The sequence below is a fragment of the Clostridium minihomine genome, from assembly GCF_900240385.1.
GTDB classification, from domain to species: domain Bacteria; phylum Bacillota; class Clostridia; order Oscillospirales; family Acutalibacteraceae; genus Faecalispora; species Faecalispora minihomine.
In genome coordinates this window covers 51,001-75,315 of sequence record NZ_OEQH01000001.1, presented here as the reverse complement: position 1 = coordinate 75,315, position 24,315 = coordinate 51,001, and the positions used below count along the sequence as shown (strand labels likewise).

The window sequence follows — 24,315 nt, the reverse complement described above, 5'->3', positions numbered from 1 at the left end:
GGTTAATTATCCAAATAATTCATTAACTAATTCTTTATATGCCTGAACAACATTTTTAACTTTTTCAAATTTCCAAATATCTTTTTTACGCCACATACAATCAGAAATATATCTATTCTCAGGAATCACTGTTTTAACTTCTTTAAGATTCAACCCAGCTTTACAAATGATTTCTTGAGTTTGCAAAAACTCTTTTCTAAATTGAGCATTTACTTTAGGATTGCTTGTTAAATAACCCATCGAATAGAATACCCAGATATTTTTACAACTACTACTATTTCTTAACCAATAACATACAGAGGACATTCCTCCATTGGAATTACTATGTTGTCCTAATGGAATTATCACTTCTGAACTTGCTAATAAAATCTCTGTTTGAATAGAATTAGTCAGCCCATCGCCACAATCACAAACAATATATTCATAACCGCATCTTTTGGATAAATCCAAAAGCATACCGTTTAAGTCCGTCTTTCCAAATTTCAAAAGTTGCTGTAAATGAATATCTTTCAACGTATCATAAAAAATCACATCAACGTTATCATATATTGGAGAATGATATGTTTGAATTTTCACATCATTATGTGTTATTGATGAATTAGAAAATGGTAGCCTTTCAAGCTCTCTTTCAAACCCTAAGTTCAACAGTGCATGATCATATTTAGTTACACTAACACACAATACTTTTTTATTAAATTGTTTAGAAAGCGCGACACTGATAGCACTGGTTACAAAAGATTTTCCTGTTCCACCAGCCCCAATAGCTATTCCAATAATTTTAAGTAAATGTTGAGAATCCTTAATTAAACAAGAATCGCTATACATTAATTCTTTTTCTGCTTGTTCCTTCCATTGTTTAAGCACTTCTACTGTATATTTCTTTTCGTCTTTATCTATAATGTCGGAACAATCTGCACATAACCAAATACCATTTTCTATTGCCCTTCTTTGCTGTGAAGTCATTAGTTTATTGTATCGCGCTCCCCCCTCAGCTGCAGCTGAAATATGACAAGCTCTGCCAATACAAAGTGATTTATCTGGCCTACTATGCGCTCCAATAGTAATCTTTTGACAATTCGGATTACTGCAACGGTAGGAACACCTTTTAGCTAACTCTTCTTTCGTTTTCTTCAAAAAGTCATCCCGTTTATTCATCCTACTTACTCCGATTAACATAATACTTTATATTGTTAACTCATAAATCCGTATCTCGATATAGTAGTGAGCAACATTCAACGGTATTACCAAAAACCCACAAAGCTCCAGACAGTTATATTAGTATTACCGTAGGCTTTGGACACGGTGATGGATTGATACCACTTGATGGTATAGTCACTTTTCAAAACAGCCTCACTCTTAATAATATAGCTCAAAAGGCAGAGGTATACAAGCCAAAACCACGAACCACATACAAAATGCTTCAAGAATATATTCTTGAAAAATATAGCTTCAAAGTCCACACGGCATATATTGCCGAAGTAAAACGTGGATTAGGTTTGCAAATGTACGATGCTCCCAATGCCGTTGAAACACTAAAGCAACCAAGGAAACACCCCACTCCTATTCAAGTAAATGCTATTAAAGATGCACTAACTTATTTTGAAGTAATACAAAACTAAATATGGATATGAAATTGCTTCTTATTATAAGGGGCAATTTTTTATACCCAAAATCGAAAAGTGGAAAAACATTTGAACGCAAAGGCAATCGCTACCGCCAACTAAAGTGTTAAAATCTTGTTGATAGATATTGACCCATACGGCAAATTATTGATTAGTTTGGGACATCCACGGCCTAGCAGATGAATGGCTCCTCCCTCCATCATTGCAATAACGTGACTTATTGTATGTTGACTTATTGTATTCGATGAAATAAAATTATTCTTGAGGTGACGTGCAATCATGGATATAGTAAAAGTTTTTGCGAATAACGTAAAAAAGTATAGAACTGAAAGAGGTCTCTCGCAAGAGGCTTTTGCTGAAAAAGCAGGATTGCATAGAACTTATATCAGTGCTATAGAACGTGAAAAACGAAGTATTGATTTAGATAACGTACAGAAAATTGCTGATGCGTTAAATATTGACACTTATTTGCTTTTTATTGATAAAAGAATTTCTGAACGGGAGGAACAATGATGAACCGTAGCAATTATTTTAACTACATAGAACAAGAATTAAATACATTGTCTTACCGTATAAAAATTCGTGGAAAAATTAATTTATTAGACTTAAATATATATTCAGAAACTTTTTTTGCGGAGCTTATAAGCCAACTGCTGAAATGTAACTTAAAAAATATCAATGTTATAAAACAAAATACAGAAGGCATAGATTTAATTGATGAGGAAAACAAAATTATAGCTCAAGTCTCATCAACTTGTACCAAACAGAAAATTGAAAATTCTTTGGCAAAGAAAATTTTTAAAGACTATCCTGGTTATCATTTTAAGTTTATTGCAATTGCTGGCGATGCAGATAAATTGAGATCTAATACTTTTAAGAACCCTCATAGTGCAATATTTTCATCAGATGATGATATATATGATATTAAATCTTTGCTAAATTTGGTACTCAATTTACAAATAAAAAATCAACGAGAGTTATATGAATTTATCAGAGATGAACTTGGCAAGAACATAGATATGGTTAAGGTAGATACAAATCTGGCTTCCATTATCAATATATTATCAAAAGAAAATTTATCTATGGTAGCTGACTCCCCAGAAATCAATCCTTTTGAAATAATGAGAAAAATTGAATTCAATAATTTATTGTCTGTACAACCTACTATAGATGATTATAAAGTTTATTACAGCAAGTTAGATGAAAAGTACAAAGAATTTGATAAACAGGGAGCAAATAAAAGCCTTTCTGTGCTGTCTGTGATGAGAAAACAGTATAATAAGCTGATAGTAAATACGCAAGAACCATATGAAATTTTCTTTTCCATAATTGACAATGTAGTCGAAGTGATAAAAAACAGTAAAAACTACATAGAAATTCCATATGAGGAATTGGAGATGTGTGTATCAATTCTAGTGGTTGATGCTTTTATTCGTTGTAAGATATTTAAGAATCCGGAGGGTTATGACTATGTTGTTACCAGATAATATTCATCCAGAATTAAGTATATATTATAATGGTGCATTAGTCCTTAACGAGCTGAAAAAAAAAGACAATCAACCCATTATAAATCTATATCAAATAATAAAAGGTGCTAATAATATGTCATTTCCAACTTTCATATTATGCCTTGATTGGTTGTATTTGATTGAGGTGGCACAAATTAACGAAAGGGGGAACGTTGAATTATGTTCATAAAAAGACTTATAATATCAAGTCCTACAGAAGTTGTTCGTAATATTGAATTCAGTTCTGGACTTAACCTAATTATTGATGACACCCCCATTGATGATTCAAAATCAACAGGAAATAATGTTGGAAAAACAACTGTATTGAAACTTATTGATTTTTGTTTGGGTGCTAAGGCAAATATTATTTATACAGACACTGAAAACAAAAAAGAGGTATACGATGTAGTTAAGGACTTTCTGGTTGATGAAGAAATTAAAATTACGCTTATTTTAACTGAAAACCTTGATGATCCAGAAGCAAAACAGTTGGAAATTCAAAGAAACTTCTTAACCCATAAGAAAGCAATTAGAAAAATAAATGGGAAAACCGTCCTAGATAAAGAGTTTGAAAATGAGCTGGAACAGTGCATAATGCCTGAAAAAGAGGCGGAAAAGCCAACTTTTAGGCAAATCATATCTCATAATATTAGATATAAAGATGAAAGCATCAATAACACGCTAAAAACACTTGATAAATTCACAACAGACATAGAATATGAAACATTATATCTATATCTTCTGGGCTGTACTTTTAATGAAGGAGCTAAAAAACAGGCTCTTGTTGCTCAAATAAATCAAGAAGAAACTTTTAGAGAGCGTTTAGAAAAGAAACAAACAAAAACCACATATGAAATAGCATTGGCACTGGTAGATGATGAAATTGATGCCCTTAATGTAAAAAAATCATCATTCAATCTTAATGAAACATTAGAACAGGATTTAGAGCTTCTGAACTCTACTAAATATAAGATCAACAAAATAAGCTCACAAATCAGTAAATTGGAGATCCGTAAAAATTTAATACAAGAATCAGTAGTTGAATTAGAACAAAGTATCTCTCGCATTGATTTACAACAGTTAAAATTGCTCTATAATGAAGTGACTACAAACATTTCTGGTATTCAAAAAACCTTTGAAGATTTGGTCGCTTATCATAACAATATGGTAGTTGAAAAAGTAAAATACATTTCTCAGGATTTACCAGATCTTTCACAAAAACTTAAAATTTCTCGTGAAGAATTAGCAACGTTTTTGAAGGAGGAAAAGGAGTTAACTGAGAAAGTTGCAAAAGGTGATTCTTTTGAAGAGCTAGAGAAAATTATATTTGAACTAAATGAGAAATACAGAGTTAAAGGTGAATATGAAAGTATTATATCTCAACTGAATGAGGTAGAAGAAAATATCAATGAGCTTAACAATCAGATTGAAAGCATTGACAGTTATCTTTTTTCAGGTGATTTTGAAATACTTTTAAAAGAACAGGTAAAAAAATTCAATAAACTATTCTCTAGTATTTCACAAGAATTGTATGGAGAAAAATATGCTCTTACCTTTAAAAAAATGACAAACAAAAAAGGGCAACAATTTTATAAATTCAATGCCTTTAATGCAAATATGAGTTCTGGTAAAAAGCAAGGGGAAATTTTATGTTTTGACTTAGCTTACCTCCTATTTGCTGATGAGGAACAACTTCCCTGTTTACATTTTTTATTGAACGATAAGAAGGAACTTATGCATGATAATCAGTTGGTAAAGGTTGCTGAGTTTGTCCAATCCCAAAACATACAGCTAGTAATTTCAATTTTAAAAGATAAATTACCAACCACTGTACTTGATAAGGCTCACATCGCTGTTGAGCTTTCTCAAAAAAATAAACTATTCAAAATTGAAAAATAATCAATCTTTTTAACTAGGAGTTAGCTTTTTAATAGCTAGCTCCTTTTTTATACCCAAAAACCGAAAGGAGGAACAAAATTGAACGCAAAAACAATTGCCATCGCCAACCAAAAAGGTGGCGTAGGCAAAACAACCACCTGTGCCAACTTAGGCATCGGATTAGCACTTGAGGGCAAGAAAGTCCTGCTGATAGATACTGACCCACAGGGTAGCTTATCAATCAGTTTAGGATGTGCACAGCCTGACAAGCTGAATACCACCCTTGCCACAGTAATGGGTAAAGTAATAACCGACACCCCTCTCCAGCACAAGGAAGGTATTTTGAGCCACCATGAGGGCGTGGACTTGATGCCCGCCAATATAGAGCTGTCAGGTATGGAAGTCTCCCTTGTAAATGCCATGAGCCGTGAAACTGTCCTAAAGCAATATCTTGATACGGTTAAAAAGCAATATGACTTTATCATTTTAGACTGTATGCCCTCTCTCGGTATGCTCACGATCAATGCCCTTGCTGCCGCAGACAGCGTAATTATTCCTGTGCAAGCACAGTATCTTCCTGCCAAAGGATTAGAACAGCTTTTGCAGACCATTGGTAAAGTACGCAGACAGATTAATCCCAAACTGAAAATAGACGGTATCCTGCTAACAATGGTAGACAGCCGTACCAATTTTGCAAAGGACATCTGCACCCTGATAAGAGAAACCTACGGTGGCAGCATGAAGATATTCTCTACCGACATTCCCCATTCAGTACGAGCAGCTGAAATTAGTGCCGAGGGTAAGAGCATTTTTGCTCACGACCCCAAAGGCAAGGTTGCAGAAAGCTACCGAAATTTGACGAAGGAGGTGTTGAAGATTGAAAAGCTCCGCCAAAAACATAAATCTGACATCGGTAGATGATTTGTTCTCCACCGAGGAAAGCAGAGCCGATGCCAATAGAGAAAAGATTATAGAAATCCCCTTAACCGAGCTGTTTCCATTCAAAGACCACCCCTTTAAGGTGGTAGACAATGAGGCAATGCAGGATACCGCCGAGAGTGTCAAGGAATACGGTGTACTTGTTCCTGCGATCGCCCGACCTCGTGATGAGGGCGGCTATGAGCTTGTAGCAGGACACCGCCGCAAACGAGCCTGTGAGCTTGCAGAACTAGAAACAATGCCTGTCATTGTCCGAAATCTGGACGATGATGCCGCCACCATTATTATGGTTGACAGCAATTTGCAGCGAGAAACCCTCCTACCGAGTGAGCGAGCCTTTGCTTTTAAGATGAAGTTAGAGGCTATCAAACGGCAAGGAGAACGGACGGATTTAACTTGTACCCAACTTGGGCACAAGTTAAATGAGGGTAAAAAATCCGTGGAAATTGTAGCGGAACAGGCAGGCTCAAGCCGTAATCAGATACAACGCTTTATCCGTCTTACCGAGCTTATTCCCGAACTTCTTGATATGGTAGACGATAAGAAAATCGCCTTTAACCCTGCTGTGGAGCTGTCCTATCTAAAGCCCGAGGAACAAAGAAATTTGCTTGAAGCAATGGATATGGAACAGGCGACCCCTTCTCTCTCACAAGCACAACGGCTTAAAAAGTTTAGTGCCGAGGGCAAATGTACCCTTGAAGCCATGTGTGCCATTATGAGCGAGGAAAAGAAAGGTGAACTGGACAAGGTTACGCTTTCAAGCGATAAGCTCAGAAAGTATTTTCCCAAGTCCTACACACCTCAAAAAATGGAGGAAACTATCCTCAAATTACTGGAAACATGGCACAAGAAACGCACTCAACAGCAGGAGCGTTAGAAAGGAGCTGTCACTATGAATAAGAACAAAACCATAGGTGAATTGCTTGATGAAGCCCGAAAAAAGTCGGGTGAGCCTGTTTTGGCAGGGCATGACATTATGGCACTGGAACGCTTTGGAGAGGATACAAGGCACATGATTGTCTTTGATGTGCTTTCCCATTCTTCTCCTGTTGGCGATAAGGGTGAGCGTATGCGGCTGTTTCTCACCGATGCAGGCTACAAAAAAGCATTAGAGAGCCAAAGCCGTGGGGAGTGCAAAATCCTTAAACATGCCAAGGTATTCAAAGGCGATATTTTTTATGACAAACCAAAGCAGGAAATCAGATAATTTTGCCACAGTATTATGCTGTGGCTATTTTTATGCCCAAACGAAAGGAGTTGAGGAAATATGGCAGTTTTTCGGGTAGAGAAAAACCGTGGATATACGGTAATGTCCAATTTCCATTTGAAAGATACAAGCCTTACGCTAAAAGCAAAAGGCTTGCTGTCCATGATGTTATCCCTGCCCGATGAGTGGAACTACACCACCAGAGGCTTGGCGGCAATCTGTAAAGAGGGTGTTGACAGTATCGGTTCTACTCTGCGAGAACTGGAAAAGCAGGGGTATATTATCCGCAATCAACTCCGTGACAGCAAGGGACGCATCTCCGATACCGAGTACATCATTTACGAGCACCCACAACATAATCCAGATACGGACATACCACATACGGAAAAGCCGTATCTGGATAATCCGGATATGGATAAACCTTATCTGGAAAACCCCGCACAATTAATTACTAATAGATTAACTACTAATCAAGAAAAGAAAGATTTATTGATTACTGAGGTATCAAATCCTAATCGATCTTATCTTGCAAGCGGCACAAACACAACAGCTCAGATTGGATTAGATTGGATGGGATGCGATAATATCACAGAATTAAGAGAATTGGTTTTAGATAACCTTGAGTACGAGTTTATCAAGAAAAGCCATGACAGAGAACAGCTTGACGAAATCGTGGACATCATCGTGGAAACGCTCTGCTCCACCAAGCCCACCATTAACATATCCGGAGAAGAATACCCTGCACGGCTTGTGAAAGAAAAGCTCTTGCGGCTTGACAGCTCCCACATTGATTATGTGTTTGAGTGCTTACAGAAAACCACCACCTATGTGCGGAACATCAAGCGGTATCTGCTTGCAACATTGTTCAATGCTCCCTCCACCATTGGGAATTACTATTCCGCTTTGGTCAACCACGATTTATACGGTGGCAGATAACTTATTCACAACAGGCGTTACCTCCCTGCACAGCAGGATTGGGTACGCCTTTTTTCATATCCAAAATCAGAAAGGAGTTTTTTACCATGAAAAGACCTATGGCATACATTACGGCAGCTTGGAGCAATAACGAGTTTGAGAATACCGAAAACGCCGCTAAATATTGCAGGGCAATCTACGAGGCAGGCTTTATGCCTATGTGTCCTCTGCTGTTCCTGCCACTTTTTATAAACGATGAAATCCCACAGGAGCATAAGGATGGAATTGATATCGGACGGGATATGCTCCGCCGTTCCCATGTCCTTATAGTCTGCGGAGCTGTTGTGGATGAAAGCGTGAAAAATGACATTGCTGTTGCAGAGCGTTTGCGGATTACCGCCACCACACTGGACGGTATTCTCACTGTGAAAGGACAAGGACGAACAAAGAATGATTAAATATCTGCTCCGGCGGTTGGTAGTTCCACCTTAGTGAAAACTACCCACTACATCACGGAAAGGAGGACTACTTATGCAGGAAGAAGTTGAAAACAGATCGGTTACGCTTGCCATCAATACGGCAAAGCTGACAGGTAGAACGCTGAAAAACGCCATTTTGAAATTCTTGGAGGCACAGAAAAACAAGAGCCGTGACAGTCCTGACCCCATTCCCCACGGCAAGCAAACGGTCAAGCAGCTTGCAGAGCAAAATCAAGGCATGAGCAATATTGCGGTGACGGACAAGAACATCAAGAGCTTTGAACGGGTGGCAAAGAAATACGGCGTTGACTTTGCCATCAAAAAGGATAAAAGCGTGACCCCACCCAAGTACCTTGTCTTTTTCAAGGCGAGGGATGCCGATGCTCTCACCGCCGCTTTTACCGAGTTTACCGCCAAGACCGTGCGAAAGGCTGAAAAACCGTCCGTACTTGCACAGCTCAAGAAATTTACTGAGCTTGTGAAAAACGCTGTCACCGACAAGGTGAAAAACAGAAATAAGGAGCAGAGCCTATGAACACGAAAACTAAAAAGCTCCTTATTCTCAATCTGCCCTATGTCTTTATCGGCTTAATGCTCACAAAAGTACCGCAGGCATGGAGGCTCACCACAGGCTATGACTTTGCAAGTAAAGTGTTAAACCTTACCGATGGGTTTGCCGCCGCATTTGAAAATCCACTGCCGAGCCTGCACCCACAGGATATGTTAATCGGTATCCTGCTTGCGGCTGCTATTCGCCTTGCGGTTTATCTCAAAGGGAAAAACGCAAAAAAGTACCGTAAGGGCATTGAGTACGGCTCTGCAAGATGGGGCAGTGCAAAGGACATTGCACCTTTTGCAGACCCTGTGTTTGGAAACAATGTGATACTCACCCAAACGGAACGGCTGATGATGTCAAGCCGCCCCAAAAGTCCAAAGAACGCACGAAATAAGAACGTGCTGATTGTGGGCGGCTCCGGCTCTGGTAAAACGAGGTTTTGGCTCAAACCAAACCTTATGCAGTGCCAGTCTAAAGAGTATCCAGTCAGCTTTGTTGTGACTGACCCCAAGGGCAGTATCGTGGTAGAGTGCGGAAAAATGCTCCTGCGGTACGGTTACAAAATCAAGATACTCAACACCATCAATTTCAAAAAATCCATGCACTACAACCCCTTTGCCTATGTGCGAAGTGAAAAGGACATTTTGAAACTGGTAACTACCTTAATCGCCAACACCAAAGGCGAGGGTAAAGCCGGAGATGATTTTTGGGTAAAAGCGGAAACCCTGCTCTATACGGCACTCATCGGGTATATCCACTTTGAGGCTCCCGAACATGAGCAAAACTTTTCTACCCTCATCGAATTTATAAACACTTCGGAGGTGCGTGAAGATGATGAGGACTTTAAAAATCCTGTTGACCTCATGTTTGATCGCTTGGAAGAAAAAGACCCACAGCACTTTGCTGTAAGGCAATATAAAAAATACAAATTGGCTGCGGGCAAGACAGCAAAATCTATCCTTATTTCCTGCGGTGCAAGGCTCGCTCCCTTTGACATCAAGGAACTGCGTGAGCTGACCGCTTACGATGAAATGGAGCTTGACACTTTGGGCGATAAGAAAACCGCCCTTTTTATCATCATCAGTGATACGGACGATACCTTTAATTTTTTGGTATCTATGGCGTACACACAGCTTTTTAACCTCTTGTGTGATAAAGCCGATGATGTGTACGGCGGCAGACTACCCATTCATGTACGCTGCCTGATTGATGAAGCGGCCAACATCGGGCAGATACCGAAGCTCGAAAAGCTGATGGCAACCATTCGTAGCCGTGAGATCTCGGCTTGCCTCGTTTTGCAGGCACAGAGCCAGTTAAAGGCTCTCTATAAGGACAATGCCGATACTATTATTGGCAACTGCGACAGCATGGTGTTTCTCGGTGGAAAGGAGAAAACCACCCTCAAGGACTTGTCGGAAACTCTCGGCAAGGAAACCATTGATATGTTTAACACTTCCGATACCAGAGGAACACAAAGAAGTTACGGGCTTAATTATCAAAAGTTGGGGAAGGAGCTTATGAGCATGGATGAGCTTGCCGTTATGGACGGCGGCAAGTGCATTTTACAGCTTCGGGGTGTTCGCCCGTTTCTCTCGGACAAGTATGATATTGCGCAGCACCCAAACTATAAATATCTGTCTGATTCTGATAAAAGAAACACCTTTGATATTGAAAAATATCTGTCCACAAAACTGAAACTCAAACCCGATGAGGTTTTCGATGTTTACGAAATCGACCTCACTGACGAGCCCGAAACCGCTGAATAGGCGGTTTTTTCATGTTCAAACACAACCTTAAACAACAATTCAAATTTTAGGAGGAAAACACAATGGAATTTTTTAACTCAGCGATAGATGTATTGCAGACACTGGTAATCGCACTTGGTGCAGGCTTAGGAATTTGGGGTGTCATCAACCTCTTAGAAGGTTACGGTAACGATAATCCAGGTGCAAAATCTCAAGGTATGAAACAGCTCATGGCAGGCGGCGGTGTTGCCCTCATCGGCATGGTACTTGTACCTCTCTTATCTGGCTTGTTCGGTTAATCCGAGCAGAGCAATAAACTTCTCTGCCCCCTTCCGTATCAGGCTGGAGGGGGCAAGAAAGGAGGGCAACCCTGATGGATTCTTTATGGGAAGCCATTGAAAAGTGGCTCAAAGACCTTTTAATTGACGGCATTACGGGTAACTTGTCTGGAATGTTTGATAATGTCAACACACAAGTTGGAGAAATCGCAGGCGATGTAGGAATGACCCCATCCGCATGGAATGGCGATATTTTTTCTATGGTGCGCTCACTTTCCGAAACCGTCATTATTCCCATTGCAGGCATTATCTTGACCTTTGTAATGTGCTATGAGCTGATACAGATGGTCATTGAAAAGAACAATATGCACGAAATCGACACTTGGATATTCTTCAAGTGGATATTCAAAACCTTTGTAGCTGTATACCTGATTACCAACACCTTCAACATCGTTATGGCTATCTTTGATATGTCACAGCACGTTGTATCGGGTGCTGCCGGAGTGATTATTACGGACACCAACATCGATATTACCTCTGTTGTAGCAGACATGGAAACCCGCCTCGGTGAAATGGAGGTGGGAACACTTTTAGGCATTTGGCTACAAAGTATGGTGGTTGGACTAACAATGCACATTTTAAGTGCTTGCATCTTTGTGGTCATCTACGGACGAATGCTCGAAATCTACATGACCACCTCTCTCGCTCCCATTCCTTTTGCAACAATGGCAAACCGTGAATGGGGCGGCATGGGGCAGAACTATTTGAAATCTATGCTCGCTCTCGGCTTTCAAGCCTTTCTCATTATGGTGTGCGTGGGCATTTATGCAGTACTGGTGCAATCCATCGCCACTGATGAGGACATTATCACCGCTATCTGGACTTGCATGGGGTACACAATTTTGCTCTGCTTTACCCTGTTTAAGACGGGTTCACTGGCAAAGAGTATATTCTCAGCTCATTAAGAGCAGAAAGGAGTTTTTATGGCTTATGTACCCGTTCCCAAAGATTTAAGCACCGTGAAAACAAAGGTGATGTTCAACCTCACCAAGCGACAGCTCATTTGTTTTTCTGCGGCTCTCGCTGTCGGATTGCCCCTGTTCTTTCTCACAAAGGACAGCATCGGCACAAGCGGTGCGTCTCTCTTAATGATATTCTCCATGCTGCCCCTTTTCATGTTCGCTACGTATGAAAAGCACGGTCAGCCGTTGGAAGTCATTGCAAAACACTATCTGGAGGTACGGTTTTTCACTTCAAAGCAAAGACCGTATCAGACGGATAATTTCTACACTGTTATACAAAGGCAGAACATATTGGACAAGGAGGTAAAAAACATTGTCGAACGCAGAAAAAGCAAAAGCCCTCAAGCTCACGAGGGCAGAAAAAAAGGAAATTACGGCGGCAATCGCAAGAGCAAAAAACTCGGACAATAAGGCAAAATCTGCACAGGACAGTATCCCCTTTCAGAGAATGTATCCCGATGGTATTTGCCGTGTGACAGATACCCTCTACACTAAGACCCTACGCTTTCACGATATTAACTATCAGCTTGCACAGAACGAGGACAAGACCGCCATTTTTGAGAGTTGGTGCGATTTCCTCAACTACTTTGACAGCTCTGTGGGATTTCAGCTTTCGTTCCTTAATATGACCGCTAATGCCGAGGACTATGAGAGCAGTGTTTCCATCAAGCCACAGGCAGACGATTTTGACAGCATTCGTACCGAGTATACAGAAATGCTCCACAATCAGCTTGCCAAGGGCAACAACGGACTGGTAAAGACCAAGTACCTCACCTTTGGCATTGAGGCAGAGAACATCAAAATTGCCAAACCTCGTCTGGAGCGTATTGAAAATGACCTCTGGAACAGCTTTAAGCGGTTGGGAGTAACGGTGGAATCGGTAGATGGTAAAGAACGTTTGCGACTGCTCCATAATATGCTCCGCATGGACGGCAACGAGCCGTTCCGCTTTGACTGGAAATGGCTTGTGCCATCGGGATTATCTACCAAGGACTTTATCTCCCCACCGTCCTTTGAGTTTCGTGAGGGCAGAACATTCCGCATGGGCAAAAAGTATGGGGCGGTTTCTTTTTTGCAAATACTCGCTCCCGAAATCAATGACCGTATGCTTGCCGATTTTCTGGACATGGAGAGCAATCTCCTTGTTACCATGCACATTCAGTCGGTAGACCAGACCAAGGCGATTAAGACCATCAAGCGAAAAATCACCGACCTCGACAAGATGAAAATTGAAGAACAGAAAAAAGCTGTCCGTGCAGGATATGATATGGATATCATTCCGTCAGACCTTGCCACCTATGGCGGAGAGGCAAAAAAACTGTTGCAGGACTTGCAGAGCCGCAATGAGAGAATGTTCTTAGTCACATTTCTTGTGATGAACACCGCCGACAACAAGCAGCAGCTTGAAAACATCGTATTCCAAGCATCGGGGATTTCCCAAAAACACAACTGTACTCTGGTACGGCTCGATTATCAGCAGGAGCAAGGATTGATGTCCTCTCTGCCTCTCGGACTAAACCAGATTAAAATTCAACGCAGTCTTACTACCTCGGCAACCGCCATCTTCGTTCCCTTTACCACGCAGGAGCTGTTTCAAGCAGGCGGCGAAGCTCTTTATTATGGACTGAACGCTCTTTCCAACAACCTCATTATGGTTGACCGAAAAAAGCTTAAAAATCCCAACGGCTTAATACTTGGAACACCGGGCAGTGGCAAGAGCTTTTCTGCTAAGCGTGAAATTACCAATACCTTTTTGATTACCACAGATGATATCATTATCTGTGATCCAGAGGCAGAATATTTTCCCCTTGTACAGCGGTTGCATGGGCAAGTGATAAAAATCTCACCCACCAGCACTGACTTTGTAAACCCGATGGACATTAACCTTAACTACTCCGAAGATGAAAGTCCGTTATCCTTAAAGAGTGATTTTATTCTCTCCCTTTGTGAACTGATTGTCGGCGGCAAGGAGGGATTGCAGCCAGTGGAGAAAAGTATCATAGACCGCTGTGTCCGTCTGATTTACAATGATTACCTTGCCGACCCCGTACCAGAAAAAATGCCTATTTTGAGTGACCTCTATCACGCTTTGGAGGAACAGGAGGAAAAGGAGGCACAGCACATCAGAGCCGCCCTTGAAATCTATGTCACAGGCTCGCTTAATGTCTTTAATCACCGTACCAATGTGGAACTGAATAACCGCCTTGTCTGCTTTGACATTAAGGAGCTGGGCAAGCAACTTAAAAAGCTCGGTATGCTGGTGGTGCAAGACCAAGTTTGGAACAGAGTGACGGTCAATCGTGCTGAAAAACGCTCCACTCGCTACTATATGGATGAGTTTCATTTGCTGCTTAAAGAGGAACAGACAGCCGCCTATTCAGTAGAAATCTGGAAACGCTTTCGTAAGTGGGGAGGCATTCCGACAGGCATTACGCAGAATGTAAAAGACCTGTTATCCTCTCGTGAGGTGGAGAATATCTTTGAAAACTCCGACTTCATTTATATGCTCAGTCAAGCATCGGGTGACAGGCAAATCCTTTCCAAACAGCTCAATATCTCCACCCATCAACTCTCCTATGTGACCCACTCCGGCGAGGGCGAGGGACTTTTATTTTATGGCAATGTCATTTTGCCCTTTGCCGATAAGTTCCCCAAGGATACAGAGCTGTATCGCATTATGACCACCAAGCCAAACGAAACAGAGCAGGGATAAAATACATCATAAAATGTGCGTCAAAGCCGCTTGTAGAGATGCAGGCGTTTTTTTGCGTGGAAAGGAGGCTCTCATTTGAGCAAAAAATCTAAAAAGCCGTTTCGCCCTGTGGGGAAAATATCCCGCTTGCAGTTTTCCGAAGAAGAACGCACAGACCCAACCCTTGAAAAACCGATGAAAAAGGCGGTAAAAGCAGCGGATAAAATGGAAAAAGCACAGGCAAATATTCCACAACAGAAAAAGCTGACCAGAGAACGCACCCTTGATGCCGACACAGGCAAACCAAAGGTGCGTTTGTATTTTGAGGAAACCGACAAGCCAAAACCGCCCTCTAAGCTCTCTCGCAAGATAAAGAATATCCCACAGCAGGAGCTGATGGCGAAAATCCATAAGGAGATACGAGAAAGCGAAAATGACAATGTGGGCGTAGAGTCAGCTCATAAGTCCGAGCAGGCTTTGGAGATTGGAGCAAGGCGGATGCAAAGTGCTTATCACAGCCACAAGCTCAAACCTTATCGTCAGCTTGCCAGAGCCGAACGGACAACTGCAAAGGCTGAAATGAATTATCTCTACAAAAAGAACCTGCGGGATAATCCAGAGCTTGCCTCTAATCCTCTTTCTAAGTGGCAGCAAAAACGAGCGATTAAAAAACAGTATGCTGCCGCCCGCTTTAGCGGATCAGCAAATACGGCTGCATCGGCAAGCTCCACCGCCAAGAACACAAAAGCAGCGGCAAAGACTACGGCAAAAGCCACCGATAAGGTAGTTCAGTTTATCACCAAGAACAAAAAAGTGTTTCTTATCCTCGCTGCCATCGGCTTGCTCGTTGTCTTTATCATGTGTGCGGTATCCTCTTGTACGGTTTTGTTGCAAGGCGGTTTACACAGTGTAGCCGCCACCTCTTACACCTCAGAGGATGCGGATATTATTGCGGTAGACAACAACTACACCGCCCTTGAAAATGGCTTACAAGACCGCATTGACAATATTGAAAGTGAATATGCAGACTATGACGAGTACTGCTATGACCTTGATACCATCGGGCATTACCCTCACGAGCTTGCCGCCTATCTCACCGCCCTGTTTCAGAATTACAAGCCAAGCAGTGAGGTAAACCGAGAATTACAGTGTGTCTTCGATATGCAATATAAGCTAACCATTACCGAAGTGGTGGAAGTCCGCTACCGCACCGAAACCCGTACCGATACATGGACAGATGCCGAAGGAAATTCCCACAGCGATACTTACACCGTGGAAGTGCCGTACAATTACTACATTCTGAATGTGAAACTGAAAAACGCTTCTGTCGGCTCTATTGCGGAACGATTACTGAATGACGAACAGCTTGAGCAATATCGTATTTGTCTGCAAACACGTGGAAACAAGCCATTTATCTTTGGCGGCGGCACAGGCGATAGCTCTCCCTCCACCGATTTAAGCGGTGTTATCTTCAAAGACGGCTTACGAGAGGGCAATCAAAATATCGTAGATATTGCCAAGTCGCAAGTAGGCAATGTGGGCGGACAGCCGTTCTGGTCATGGTATGGTTTTAACAGCCGTGTGGAATGGTGTGCCTGCTTTGTATCATGGTGCTTAAATCAAGCAGGATACAGTGAACCGAGATTTGCCGCCTGCCAGTCGCAGGGTATTCCGTGGTTTAAGTCGCATGGGCAATGGGCAAGCGGTAATTACAAAGACCTTGCCCCCGGCGATGTGATTTTCTTTGATTGGGAGGGTGACGGCAGCTCTGACCATGTGGGCATTGTCATCGGCACAGACGGTCAGAGGGTTTATACCGTAGAGGGAAATAGCGGCGATGCCTGCCGTATCCGAGATTATGACATGAACAGCAGCGTGATTATTGGATATGGGCTGATGAATTAAGGAGGTCTGAAATGAATAAAAAATTAAGTAAAATCCTTGCAGAGATAGAAAAAACCAAAGAAAAGCTATCTGAACAGCAAGGAAAGCTCCGTGAACTGGAACGCCAGAGGACGGAACTGGAGAATACCGAAATGGTGGAGCTTATCCGCAGTACCAAAATGAATACCGAGGAACTTTCTACATTCTTAAGAGCATTTCGTGAAAAAAGCGAAGTGCCTATTATTATGCCAAAACAGGAGGAACAACACGATGAAGAAAACTAAAATGCGTATTTTCGCTACCTTACTTGCGGTTACGCTCTGCTGTACTGCCTTTTCCACCACTGCCTTTGCAGGCGGCGGCGAGGACACTACCGAGCCTGCCCCCGAAGTAACCGAAACACCTAAACCCACACCAGACCCTGCACCTCTTACCCCTGATGGCAACCTCACTCTTGTGGACGATATTGACGGTGAACAGGCAAAGTCCAAGCAGTTTGTCACCATGCAGTCCAAAAACGGCAATTACTTTTATCTGGTCATTGACCGTGATGATGACAAGGAAAATGTCTATTTCTTAAACCTTGTAGATGAGGCTGACCTCATGGCACTTATTGAGGACGATGCCACTGCCGCCCCTGTGCAGGAGATTTGCTCCTGTACCGATAAATGTACTGCCGGAGCAGTCAACACCTCCTGCCCTGTATGCAAAAACGTTCTGACAAAATGCTCTGGTAAGACCGCCGAGGAAACCGAGCCAGAAAAACCCGAAAAGAAAAATAACTCTATGGGTATGCTTGCCCTGCTTTTAATTGTAGGTGTTTTAGGCGTCGGTGCGTTCTACTACTTTAAGGTTTTGAAAAACAAGCCGAAAACAAAGGGCAATTCTCAACTCGACGAGTACGAATTTGATGACGATGAGGACGAGGATACTGAGGAAGAATACGAAACCGAAGATGATACGGAGGACACCGAACAGGAGGAGGATACCAAGTGACCTATTTTACAGACAGTCCCTTTGAAAAAATGATGATGCAGAAACCACGGAGAGGGCGGGGGAACCCGCCCTCTCCCCATAAAGAAAAACAGGAAAAGGCTCACGATAAAAACGAACATTACCGTGAGCTTATCATTACCCCCAAGGAAAGGAGCGACAAAAAATGAATTTAGTGATCGCAGAAAAACCGAGTGTGGCACAGTCCATTGCCTCTGTTATCGGTGCAACCAATAGAAAAGACGGATATATGGAGGGCAGCGGTTACCTTGTTTCGTGGTGCGTAGGGCATCTGGTGGAGCTTGCGCCTGCCGATGCCTACAACGAAAAGTATGCCAAGTGGACATACCATGATTTACCTATCCTGCCTGCCACATGGCAGTATGCTGTGGCAAACGGCAAGGATAAACAGCTCAAAATTCTCCGTGAACTGATGAGCCGTTTTGATGTGGACACCGTAACCGCCGCCACAGATGCAGGACGTGAAGGAGAACTCATTTTTCGCCTTGTCTACAACCACTGCAACTGCAAAAAACCAATTAAAAGGCTTTGGATTTCTTCAATGGAGGAAAGTGCCATTGAAGAAGGGTTTGAAAACCTCAAAGATGGCGCAGAGTATGAACTGCTTTATCAGTCTGCTCTATGCCGTTCCCAAGCTGACTGGATTGTGGGAATCAATGCCACTCGTCTATTTTCCGTCTTGTACCATCAGACCCTAAACGTAGGCAGAGTGGTTTCTCCCACCCTTGCCATGCTCGTTGAACGTGAAAGTGCAATTTCCTCCTTTGTGCCAAAACCGTTTTACACAGTACAGCTTGATTGCAACGGTTTCGTGCTGTCCGGCGAAAGGCTAAGTGACAAGGCGGCGGCTGAGGCACTTTGCAAAGCCTGTGACGGTCAGAGCGTTACTATCGAAAGCGTGGAAAGCAAAGAGAAAACCGAAAAGCCGCCCAAGCTCTATGACCTTACCACTCTGCAACGAGAGGCAAACCGAATGTTTGGCTTTACCGCTCAACAGACCCTTGATTACACCCAAAGCCTTTATGAGAAAAAGCTCGTGACCTATCCCCGTACCGACAGCCGATTTCTAACCACCGATATGGTGGAGAGTACCCCTGCCGTAGTAAAAACCGCCGCAAAGATTTTTTCATTTGGGAACACTCTGGAGCTGTCCATCAACATGGAGCAAGTGACCAATAACAGCAAGGTATCCGACCACCATGCCATTATCCCCACAATGACGGTAAGTAGATCCAAGCTTGCTGAACTGCCTGCCGGAGAGCGTGACATTCTTTCTCTTATCGCCTTACGGCTGATTTGTGCTGTGGGCAAAAGCTGTGTGTATGGGGAAACAGTCATCACCGCCGACTGTGGCAACAATTCTTTTTCTGCAAAGGGCAGAATGGTGCTTGATGAGGGATTTAAGGCGGCTGAATGGCTGTTCCGTTCCACGTTGAAGGAAAAGCCAGAGAGAGAAACTGGAGATAGCGTGAAAACCGCCGCCCTGCCGAGTATCAACCAGGGCAAAGTGTTTTCTTCTGCAAAAGTTGCCATCAAAGAGGGCAAGACCACACCGCCCAAGCACTTTACCGAGGACACCTTGCTTTCTGCTATGGAAACAGCAGGCATTGAGGATATGCCCGAAGATGTGGAGCGAAAAGGCATCGGCACTCCTGCCACCCGTGCAGGCATTTTGGAAAAGCTCATCAAAACTGAGCTTGCCGAGCGTAAGGGTGATAAAAAGACCCAACATTTATTGCCCACTCACAAGGGCGTTTCCCTCATTACCATTTTGCCGGAGGCAATCCAATCACCACAGCTCACTGCCGAGTGGGAGGAAAAACTTAAACACATTGAGCGTGGTGAGCTTTCCGCTGATGCGTTTATGCAGGGCATTACCGATATGACCGATACCCTTGTAAAAACCTATGAAGTGGTTAAGGGCGGCAATGTCCTCTTTCCCTCTCACCGTGAGGCTATCGGCATCTGCCCTCGCTGTGGCGGGAATGTGGTGGAGAACAAAAAAGGCTTTGCCTGTGAAAACAGGGATTGCGGCTTTGCTCTCTGGAAAGAAAACAAGTTTTTCACCGCAAAGAAAAAGGCACTGACAAGGGCGGTGGCCACCGAGTTGTTGAAAAGCGGCAAAGTAAAACTCACTGGCTGTTTTTCTGAAAAGACAGGCAAAACCTATGATGCTATCGTCCTGCTTGATGATACGGGCGGTAAGTATGTGAACTTCAAGATGGATTTTCTCCAAAAAAAGTGGGGCAAAAAGTAAATGGGCAAAAAACAATAAATTCTATTTGAGTAGAAATGCTCATGCTTTTATGCTATAACAATATTAATAACGGCAGCAGATAAATTTGAATTTATCGACTTGTGATATTGACTGTGATTCATGCTAATTGAATTATAGGCGATATGTTGATTTTAACGATGATTTATTTTATAGCTATTATTAAGAAAGGAGATTGTTTATGGCAAGTTCAACTGAACGAATAGGCGTGCATCATTGTGGAGAAATTGCTGAACGTAATAATTGGATGTTTCGAGAGCAACCAGTTGATGATATCGGTATTGATGCTCATATGGAGTTAATCGAATCGTCGGGCAAACCAAAGCAGCTTCTTGCATTGCAAATAAAATCTGGTGCAAGTTGGTTTAAAGAGAAAAAAGATGATTATATAATTTTTAGAAAAATTAATGAAAGACAGTACAATTATTGGACCATGAATTCTTTACCTTGTATTTTGGTTTTATATAATCCTGATGATGAAATATGTATTTGGCAAAAGTTAACGACGGAAACTATTGAAAGAACTAATGATGGGAAAGGAAAGGGCTTTTTTGTTAAAGTTCCTTTAACTCAAATTTTCTTGAATGCTTTGTCAAATGAAAAACTTTTTTCTTTTACAAATTTGCCAGAACATATTACAAATTACAACTTTTTGCTGTCTCAAAAGAAATTCATGCAAATCATTCAAGATGGTGGCGAAATTAAACTGCATTCAACGGAATGGGTAAACAAGAGTAGCGGCAGAGGAGACACGGAGTTAATTGTGGATGACGGAAAAAGTATCGAAAAGTATTCATATCCGTATTGGTTTCCGTTTACACCGTATACTGAGGTTTTTCCACGACTATTCCCTTGGGCAGATTTTTCAGCTGACGAAGATTTTTTTGAGGAAAATGACGAATCTTTTTGGCATGAATACCACTGTTATTATGATAAAGAGGATGATGAATGGTTACTTGTGGGAGATACATTTGAAGAATATCGTAGAAAATTAAACCCAATGCGTAGTATTGACCATTCAGGAGAAGTTGCTGAATATATGATGGTACTTAGCTTAAATGAGTTGGGCAGGTCATTTTTGAATGTAGATAAATTTGTTTCACAAAATCGACCTTATGCTGATACAAGACCAAAAGGAGAATGAAATATTAGGGAGAGAGAGATATGAAAAAAATTAAACTCAATGAGAATTTAGAAAAAAAAACTTCAATTGATGAATACAAACTTGATCCTACTGAAAAGTATGTGATTGACATTGAAGAAGAAATGGAATTTCAAATAGCGACGATGATGTCATTTCAGATAATGGGACCTCCTCCTGCACTTAAGAATTACCATGCGTGGTTATTTGAAAATGATTTCAATGTAGATGCACCAAATCCGACAAATGAAGTTGTCGCTCGCTATTATGGTGTTAAACCACTTTGGAAAACTGCTTATTCACAAGGTATTGTTGTAATGGCTGAGAATGATAGCGACTATTTCATTGTTATGGAATGTAGTAGTAAGAATAAGGGATATAAGCATGCAAAAGTCATTCTTACCATGGGTGGTTGTATGTGAAATAGCTATGCACATGGTAACTTGTTCAAAATGCGATAGTATTATTACCTTGCATGATAGAGAATGCAGCGAATGTCAGCAGAAAACAGATTAAGACAAATTCCAATTTGTCAAACAAATAGATACACCCGTACTTAGAGCAATCATTTTATGGTTGCTCTTTTTTCATGCCTAAAAACAGAAAGGAGCCTTAAACTATGGCCGATAACACCACAAACAAAGACCGCCTAAAGGAAATAACCGACAGTATAGAAAGCGGTATCAAAGAGCTATTCCAAAGCGATAAGTACATGAATTACCTCCTCACTATGTCACGCTTTCACAAATATTCTCTCAACAACACCCTACTCATCTCCATGCAAAAGCCAGATGCCACCCATGTGGCAGGCTTTAACAAATGGCGTGACCAGTTTTCCCGCAATGTTAAAAAGGGCGAAAAGGGCATTAAGATTATTGCTCCCACACCCTATAAGGTAAAAAAGGAAATGGAAAAGCTCGACCCTGTGACACAGGCTCCCATGCTAAATACCGATGGCAAGGTCATTACAGAGGAAGTAGAGGTTAAAATACCTCTTTATCGTGTAGTATCTGTTTTCGATGTGGCACAAACCGAGGGGAAACCTTTGCCGGAGCTTGCAAGCAATCTGACGGGCGATGTGAAACAGTATGAGCTTTTTATGGAGGCTCTTTCTCGTTCTGCCCCTGTTCCTATCTCTTTTGAAAAGATGGATGCAGATACGGACGGATATTTCAGCAGTCAAAATCAGAAAATCGCCATCCGTGAGGGAATGAGCGAAGTACAGACGGTTTCTGCCCTTATCCATGAGATTGCCCATTCCAAACTTCATGACCGTACCAAACAGCAGGCAGAGGTGGCACAGCTAAGTGAAAATACCGAACCACCGAAGCCCAAAGACCGCCGTACCGAGGAAGTAGAGGCAGAAAGTATTTCCTTTGCTGTCTGCCAATATTACGGTATCCAGACAAGCGCGAACAGCTTTGGCTACATCGCCACATGGAGCAAAGACAAGGAACTGCCAGAGCTTAGAGCATCCCTTGAAACCATCAACAAAACTGCTTCTGGCTTGATTGAGGACATTGACCGCAATTTCTCTCAAATAATCAAGGAAAAGAGCATTGACCTTACTCCCGAACATTTAGCTTATGAGGTTGGCGAGCTGTATTTTTCCATACAGGAAACGGAGGGCAGCTATGATTATTCCATTTACGATAAGGACTACAATCTCCTTGATGGCGGCGTATATGATGACCCCGGCATTTCCATCTACGAAGCAATGGACAGCATTGTGGAAGATGCCCCTGTGAACGGGATTGTCGCCCTAAAAGACCGAGCCAATGCAAAACAAATTAATTATGAAGAGCTGACGGAAAAAGCCGATGCCGCTTTTCAAGAGCGTGTTAATCCGACCCCCATCGGCATTAATAGCAGCCATATCAAGGTTGAGGGGCACATCGGCACTTGGTATGCCATTGACAGCACACAAATGGAGGGCAAGGATTATTTTCTTTTGGAACATGAGGACTATGGTGATGAAGCCGCCTGCTTGATAGTCACCACACAGGGCGAGGTTGTGTTAGACGATGTCTGGAATGGCTTTGGCGATTTAGAGGAACACTTTGCCGCAATCATTACTCCTGAGAACACAGAACCGATAATCGTGGAACTCTCCTATCCCTTGCCTGACCCTAATATAAGCCTTGCAGACCGCAATGCTTATGGCTATTTAGATGATGAAATGCTGCCGCTTTCACAGGTACGGGCGGTGGAGCTTTTTGAACAGGATTTGACGGTATATCTTCTTTATGAGGACAACACCGAGGCAATGGCATTTGACCGTGAGGACATCGACAACCACAACGGTATTTTCGGCATGGAACGTGCCGATTGGATCGCTTTGCAGGACTTTGAGGAAATCAAAGGAGATGGTAAACTCTCGCCTGAAATACGGAAACAGCTTTTTATGGAAAGCTCTTATGACACTTATGCCATCTATCAGCTCAAAGACGGCAATGAAACAAGAGATTACCGTTTTGAGGGATTGGAACGCTTGCAAAAATCAGGACTTTCTGTGGAGCATGAGCATTATGAGCTTGTCTATACCGCTCCACTTAAGGATTTTAACGAGAATAAGGCGGCTGCTCTGGAACATCTCTATGAGCAGTTTAACCTAAACCACCCTGCTGATTTCAAAGGTCATTCCCTGTCGGTCAGTGACATCGTTGCTCTTAAGGTGGGTGGTACGGTATCCTCTCACTATGTAGATAGCTTTGGTTTTGTCGAGCTGACACAGTTTTTAGAGCCTGCACCTCTCTCGCCGGATGACCTTTTGACAGGAGAAAGGATTGATACGCCACGGGGCAGCTTTTCCTTGACCTCGATGACACGAGAGCAGATGTCGGCGGCAGGCTATGGTTTCCACCACTCGTCTGATGACGGAGCTTATCACATCATGGGAAACGGTACTCGTGCCTTTGCCATTAGAAACGAAGATAATCCCCTCCGTACCGCTGAACTGTCCACCGAGCAGAATTATAATCAGATTGACGGTGTGCTGAATAATCAACCTACGGTTGCCGAGCTTGAGAAAGATGTAAAAAGCGGCAACCCTATCTCCCTTATGGATCTGCTTGATGCCACACGCAGGGAGCAGAAAGCAAATCCACCACAGAAAAAAGAAAAAACAGCACCGCCAAAAGGTGCAGAAATGGAGCTATGA

At 42.3% G+C, this 24,315-nt stretch carries 25 protein-coding genes; 24 read left to right on the top strand and 1 reads right to left on the bottom strand.

Annotation, left to right across the window (positions count from 1 at the left end; genetic code table 11):
• Positions 1-6: 6 nt before the first annotated feature.
• Positions 7-1,155, bottom strand: coding sequence for an AAA family ATPase (locus C1A02_RS00375; protein WP_164997118.1), 1,149 nt, complete (start codon positions 1,153-1,155; stop codon positions 7-9).
• A gap of 155 nt (positions 1,156-1,310) precedes the next feature.
• Here C1A02_RS00375 and C1A02_RS00370 point away from each other — a divergent pair, with 155 nt between their 5' ends.
• The 24 genes from C1A02_RS00370 to C1A02_RS00260 all read left to right on the top strand — a co-directional run bounded on the left by C1A02_RS00370 (position 1,311) and on the right by C1A02_RS00260 (position 24,315).
• The gene (locus C1A02_RS00370; RefSeq protein ID WP_370737775.1) at positions 1,311-1,619 is read left to right on the top strand and encodes a hypothetical protein; all 309 of its coding nucleotides are present in this window, start codon (positions 1,311-1,313) and stop codon (positions 1,617-1,619) included.
• Between the two features lie 282 nt (positions 1,620-1,901).
• The gene (locus C1A02_RS00365) at positions 1,902-2,135 is read left to right on the top strand and encodes a helix-turn-helix domain-containing protein (protein WP_101696230.1); all 234 of its coding nucleotides are present in this window, start codon (positions 1,902-1,904) and stop codon (positions 2,133-2,135) included.
• A complete protein-coding gene (locus C1A02_RS00360; protein WP_306437200.1) occupies positions 2,132-3,109 on the top strand; it encodes an ABC-three component system protein in 978 nt (325 codons plus the stop codon). The genes C1A02_RS00365 and C1A02_RS00360 overlap by 4 nt, the downstream gene beginning before the upstream one ends.
• Positions 3,093-3,320: an ABC-three component system middle component 6 gene (locus C1A02_RS00355; RefSeq protein ID WP_101696228.1), complete on the top strand. Its 228-nt coding sequence runs from the start codon at positions 3,093-3,095 to the stop codon at positions 3,318-3,320. The genes C1A02_RS00360 and C1A02_RS00355 overlap by 17 nt, the downstream gene beginning before the upstream one ends.
• A complete protein-coding gene (locus C1A02_RS00350) occupies positions 3,311-5,029 on the top strand; it encodes a DUF2326 domain-containing protein (RefSeq protein WP_101696227.1) in 1,719 nt (572 codons plus the stop codon). Before C1A02_RS00355 ends, C1A02_RS00350 begins: the two co-directional genes overlap by 10 nt.
• A 78-nt stretch (positions 5,030-5,107) precedes the next feature.
• Complete coding sequence (locus tag C1A02_RS00345) at positions 5,108-5,929, top strand: ParA family protein (protein WP_101696226.1); 822 nt, start codon at positions 5,108-5,110, stop codon at positions 5,927-5,929.
• Positions 5,886-6,824: a ParB/RepB/Spo0J family partition protein gene (locus C1A02_RS00340; protein WP_101696225.1), complete on the top strand. Its 939-nt coding sequence runs from the start codon at positions 5,886-5,888 to the stop codon at positions 6,822-6,824. The genes C1A02_RS00345 and C1A02_RS00340 overlap by 44 nt, the downstream gene beginning before the upstream one ends.
• Before the next feature lie 15 nt (positions 6,825-6,839).
• Complete coding sequence (locus C1A02_RS00335) at positions 6,840-7,154, top strand: DUF5720 family protein (RefSeq protein WP_101696224.1); 315 nt, start codon at positions 6,840-6,842, stop codon at positions 7,152-7,154.
• Between the two features lie 60 nt (positions 7,155-7,214).
• The gene (locus tag C1A02_RS00330) at positions 7,215-8,090 is read left to right on the top strand and encodes a DUF6017 domain-containing protein (RefSeq protein ID WP_101696223.1); all 876 of its coding nucleotides are present in this window, start codon (positions 7,215-7,217) and stop codon (positions 8,088-8,090) included.
• Positions 8,091-8,176: 86 nt separating this feature from the next.
• Positions 8,177-8,527, top strand: coding sequence for a DUF7768 domain-containing protein (locus C1A02_RS00325; RefSeq protein WP_101696222.1), 351 nt, complete (start codon positions 8,177-8,179; stop codon positions 8,525-8,527).
• Positions 8,528-8,600: 73 nt separating this feature from the next.
• On the top strand, positions 8,601-9,083 hold the full coding sequence (locus C1A02_RS00320; RefSeq protein WP_101696221.1) for a PcfB family protein: 483 nt from the start codon (positions 8,601-8,603) through the stop codon (positions 9,081-9,083).
• Entirely contained in the window at positions 9,080-10,870 is a 1,791-nt protein-coding gene (locus C1A02_RS00315) for a VirD4-like conjugal transfer protein, CD1115 family (protein WP_101696220.1), read from the top strand. The genes C1A02_RS00320 and C1A02_RS00315 overlap by 4 nt, the downstream gene beginning before the upstream one ends.
• A 62-nt stretch (positions 10,871-10,932) precedes the next feature.
• On the top strand, positions 10,933-11,148 hold the full coding sequence (locus C1A02_RS00310; RefSeq protein WP_004077018.1) for a Maff2 family mobile element protein: 216 nt from the start codon (positions 10,933-10,935) through the stop codon (positions 11,146-11,148).
• A gap of 74 nt (positions 11,149-11,222) precedes the next feature.
• Positions 11,223-12,092 carry a VirB6/TrbL-like conjugal transfer protein, CD1112 family gene (locus tag C1A02_RS00305; protein WP_101696219.1) on the top strand — a complete coding sequence of 290 codons (870 nt, stop codon included), beginning with the start codon at positions 11,223-11,225 and terminating at the stop codon, positions 12,090-12,092.
• Positions 12,093-12,110: 18 nt separating this feature from the next.
• The gene (locus C1A02_RS00300) at positions 12,111-12,560 is read left to right on the top strand and encodes a PrgI family protein (protein WP_101696218.1); all 450 of its coding nucleotides are present in this window, start codon (positions 12,111-12,113) and stop codon (positions 12,558-12,560) included.
• Complete coding sequence (locus C1A02_RS00295; RefSeq protein ID WP_101696217.1) at positions 12,463-14,862, top strand: VirB4-like conjugal transfer ATPase, CD1110 family; 2,400 nt, start codon at positions 12,463-12,465, stop codon at positions 14,860-14,862. The genes C1A02_RS00300 and C1A02_RS00295 overlap by 98 nt, the downstream gene beginning before the upstream one ends.
• Positions 14,863-14,970: 108 nt before the next feature.
• Complete coding sequence (locus C1A02_RS00290) at positions 14,971-16,746, top strand: CHAP domain-containing protein (RefSeq protein ID WP_101696850.1); 1,776 nt, start codon at positions 14,971-14,973, stop codon at positions 16,744-16,746.
• 11 nt (positions 16,747-16,757) lie between these two features.
• The gene (locus tag C1A02_RS00285; protein ID WP_101696216.1) at positions 16,758-17,009 is read left to right on the top strand and encodes a DUF4315 family protein; all 252 of its coding nucleotides are present in this window, start codon (positions 16,758-16,760) and stop codon (positions 17,007-17,009) included.
• Positions 16,996-17,721 carry a DUF4366 domain-containing protein gene (locus C1A02_RS00280; RefSeq protein ID WP_101696215.1) on the top strand — a complete coding sequence of 242 codons (726 nt, stop codon included), beginning with the start codon at positions 16,996-16,998 and terminating at the stop codon, positions 17,719-17,721. The genes C1A02_RS00285 and C1A02_RS00280 overlap by 14 nt, the downstream gene beginning before the upstream one ends.
• Positions 17,718-17,888, top strand: coding sequence for a hypothetical protein (locus C1A02_RS13360; RefSeq protein WP_164997117.1), 171 nt, complete (start codon positions 17,718-17,720; stop codon positions 17,886-17,888). The genes C1A02_RS00280 and C1A02_RS13360 overlap by 4 nt, the downstream gene beginning before the upstream one ends.
• Positions 17,885-19,996, top strand: a complete 2,112-nt coding sequence (locus C1A02_RS00275; protein WP_101696214.1) for a type IA DNA topoisomerase — start codon at positions 17,885-17,887, stop codon at positions 19,994-19,996. The genes C1A02_RS13360 and C1A02_RS00275 overlap by 4 nt, the downstream gene beginning before the upstream one ends.
• A 199-nt stretch (positions 19,997-20,195) precedes the next feature.
• Complete coding sequence (locus C1A02_RS00270) at positions 20,196-21,158, top strand: DUF4365 domain-containing protein (RefSeq protein WP_101696213.1); 963 nt, start codon at positions 20,196-20,198, stop codon at positions 21,156-21,158.
• Positions 21,159-21,178: 20 nt separating this feature from the next.
• Positions 21,179-21,577 carry a hypothetical protein gene (locus C1A02_RS00265; RefSeq protein WP_101696212.1) on the top strand — a complete coding sequence of 133 codons (399 nt, stop codon included), beginning with the start codon at positions 21,179-21,181 and terminating at the stop codon, positions 21,575-21,577.
• Positions 21,578-21,774: 197 nt separating this feature from the next.
• The gene (locus C1A02_RS00260; RefSeq protein WP_101696211.1) at positions 21,775-24,315 is read left to right on the top strand and encodes a YodL domain-containing protein; all 2,541 of its coding nucleotides are present in this window, start codon (positions 21,775-21,777) and stop codon (positions 24,313-24,315) included.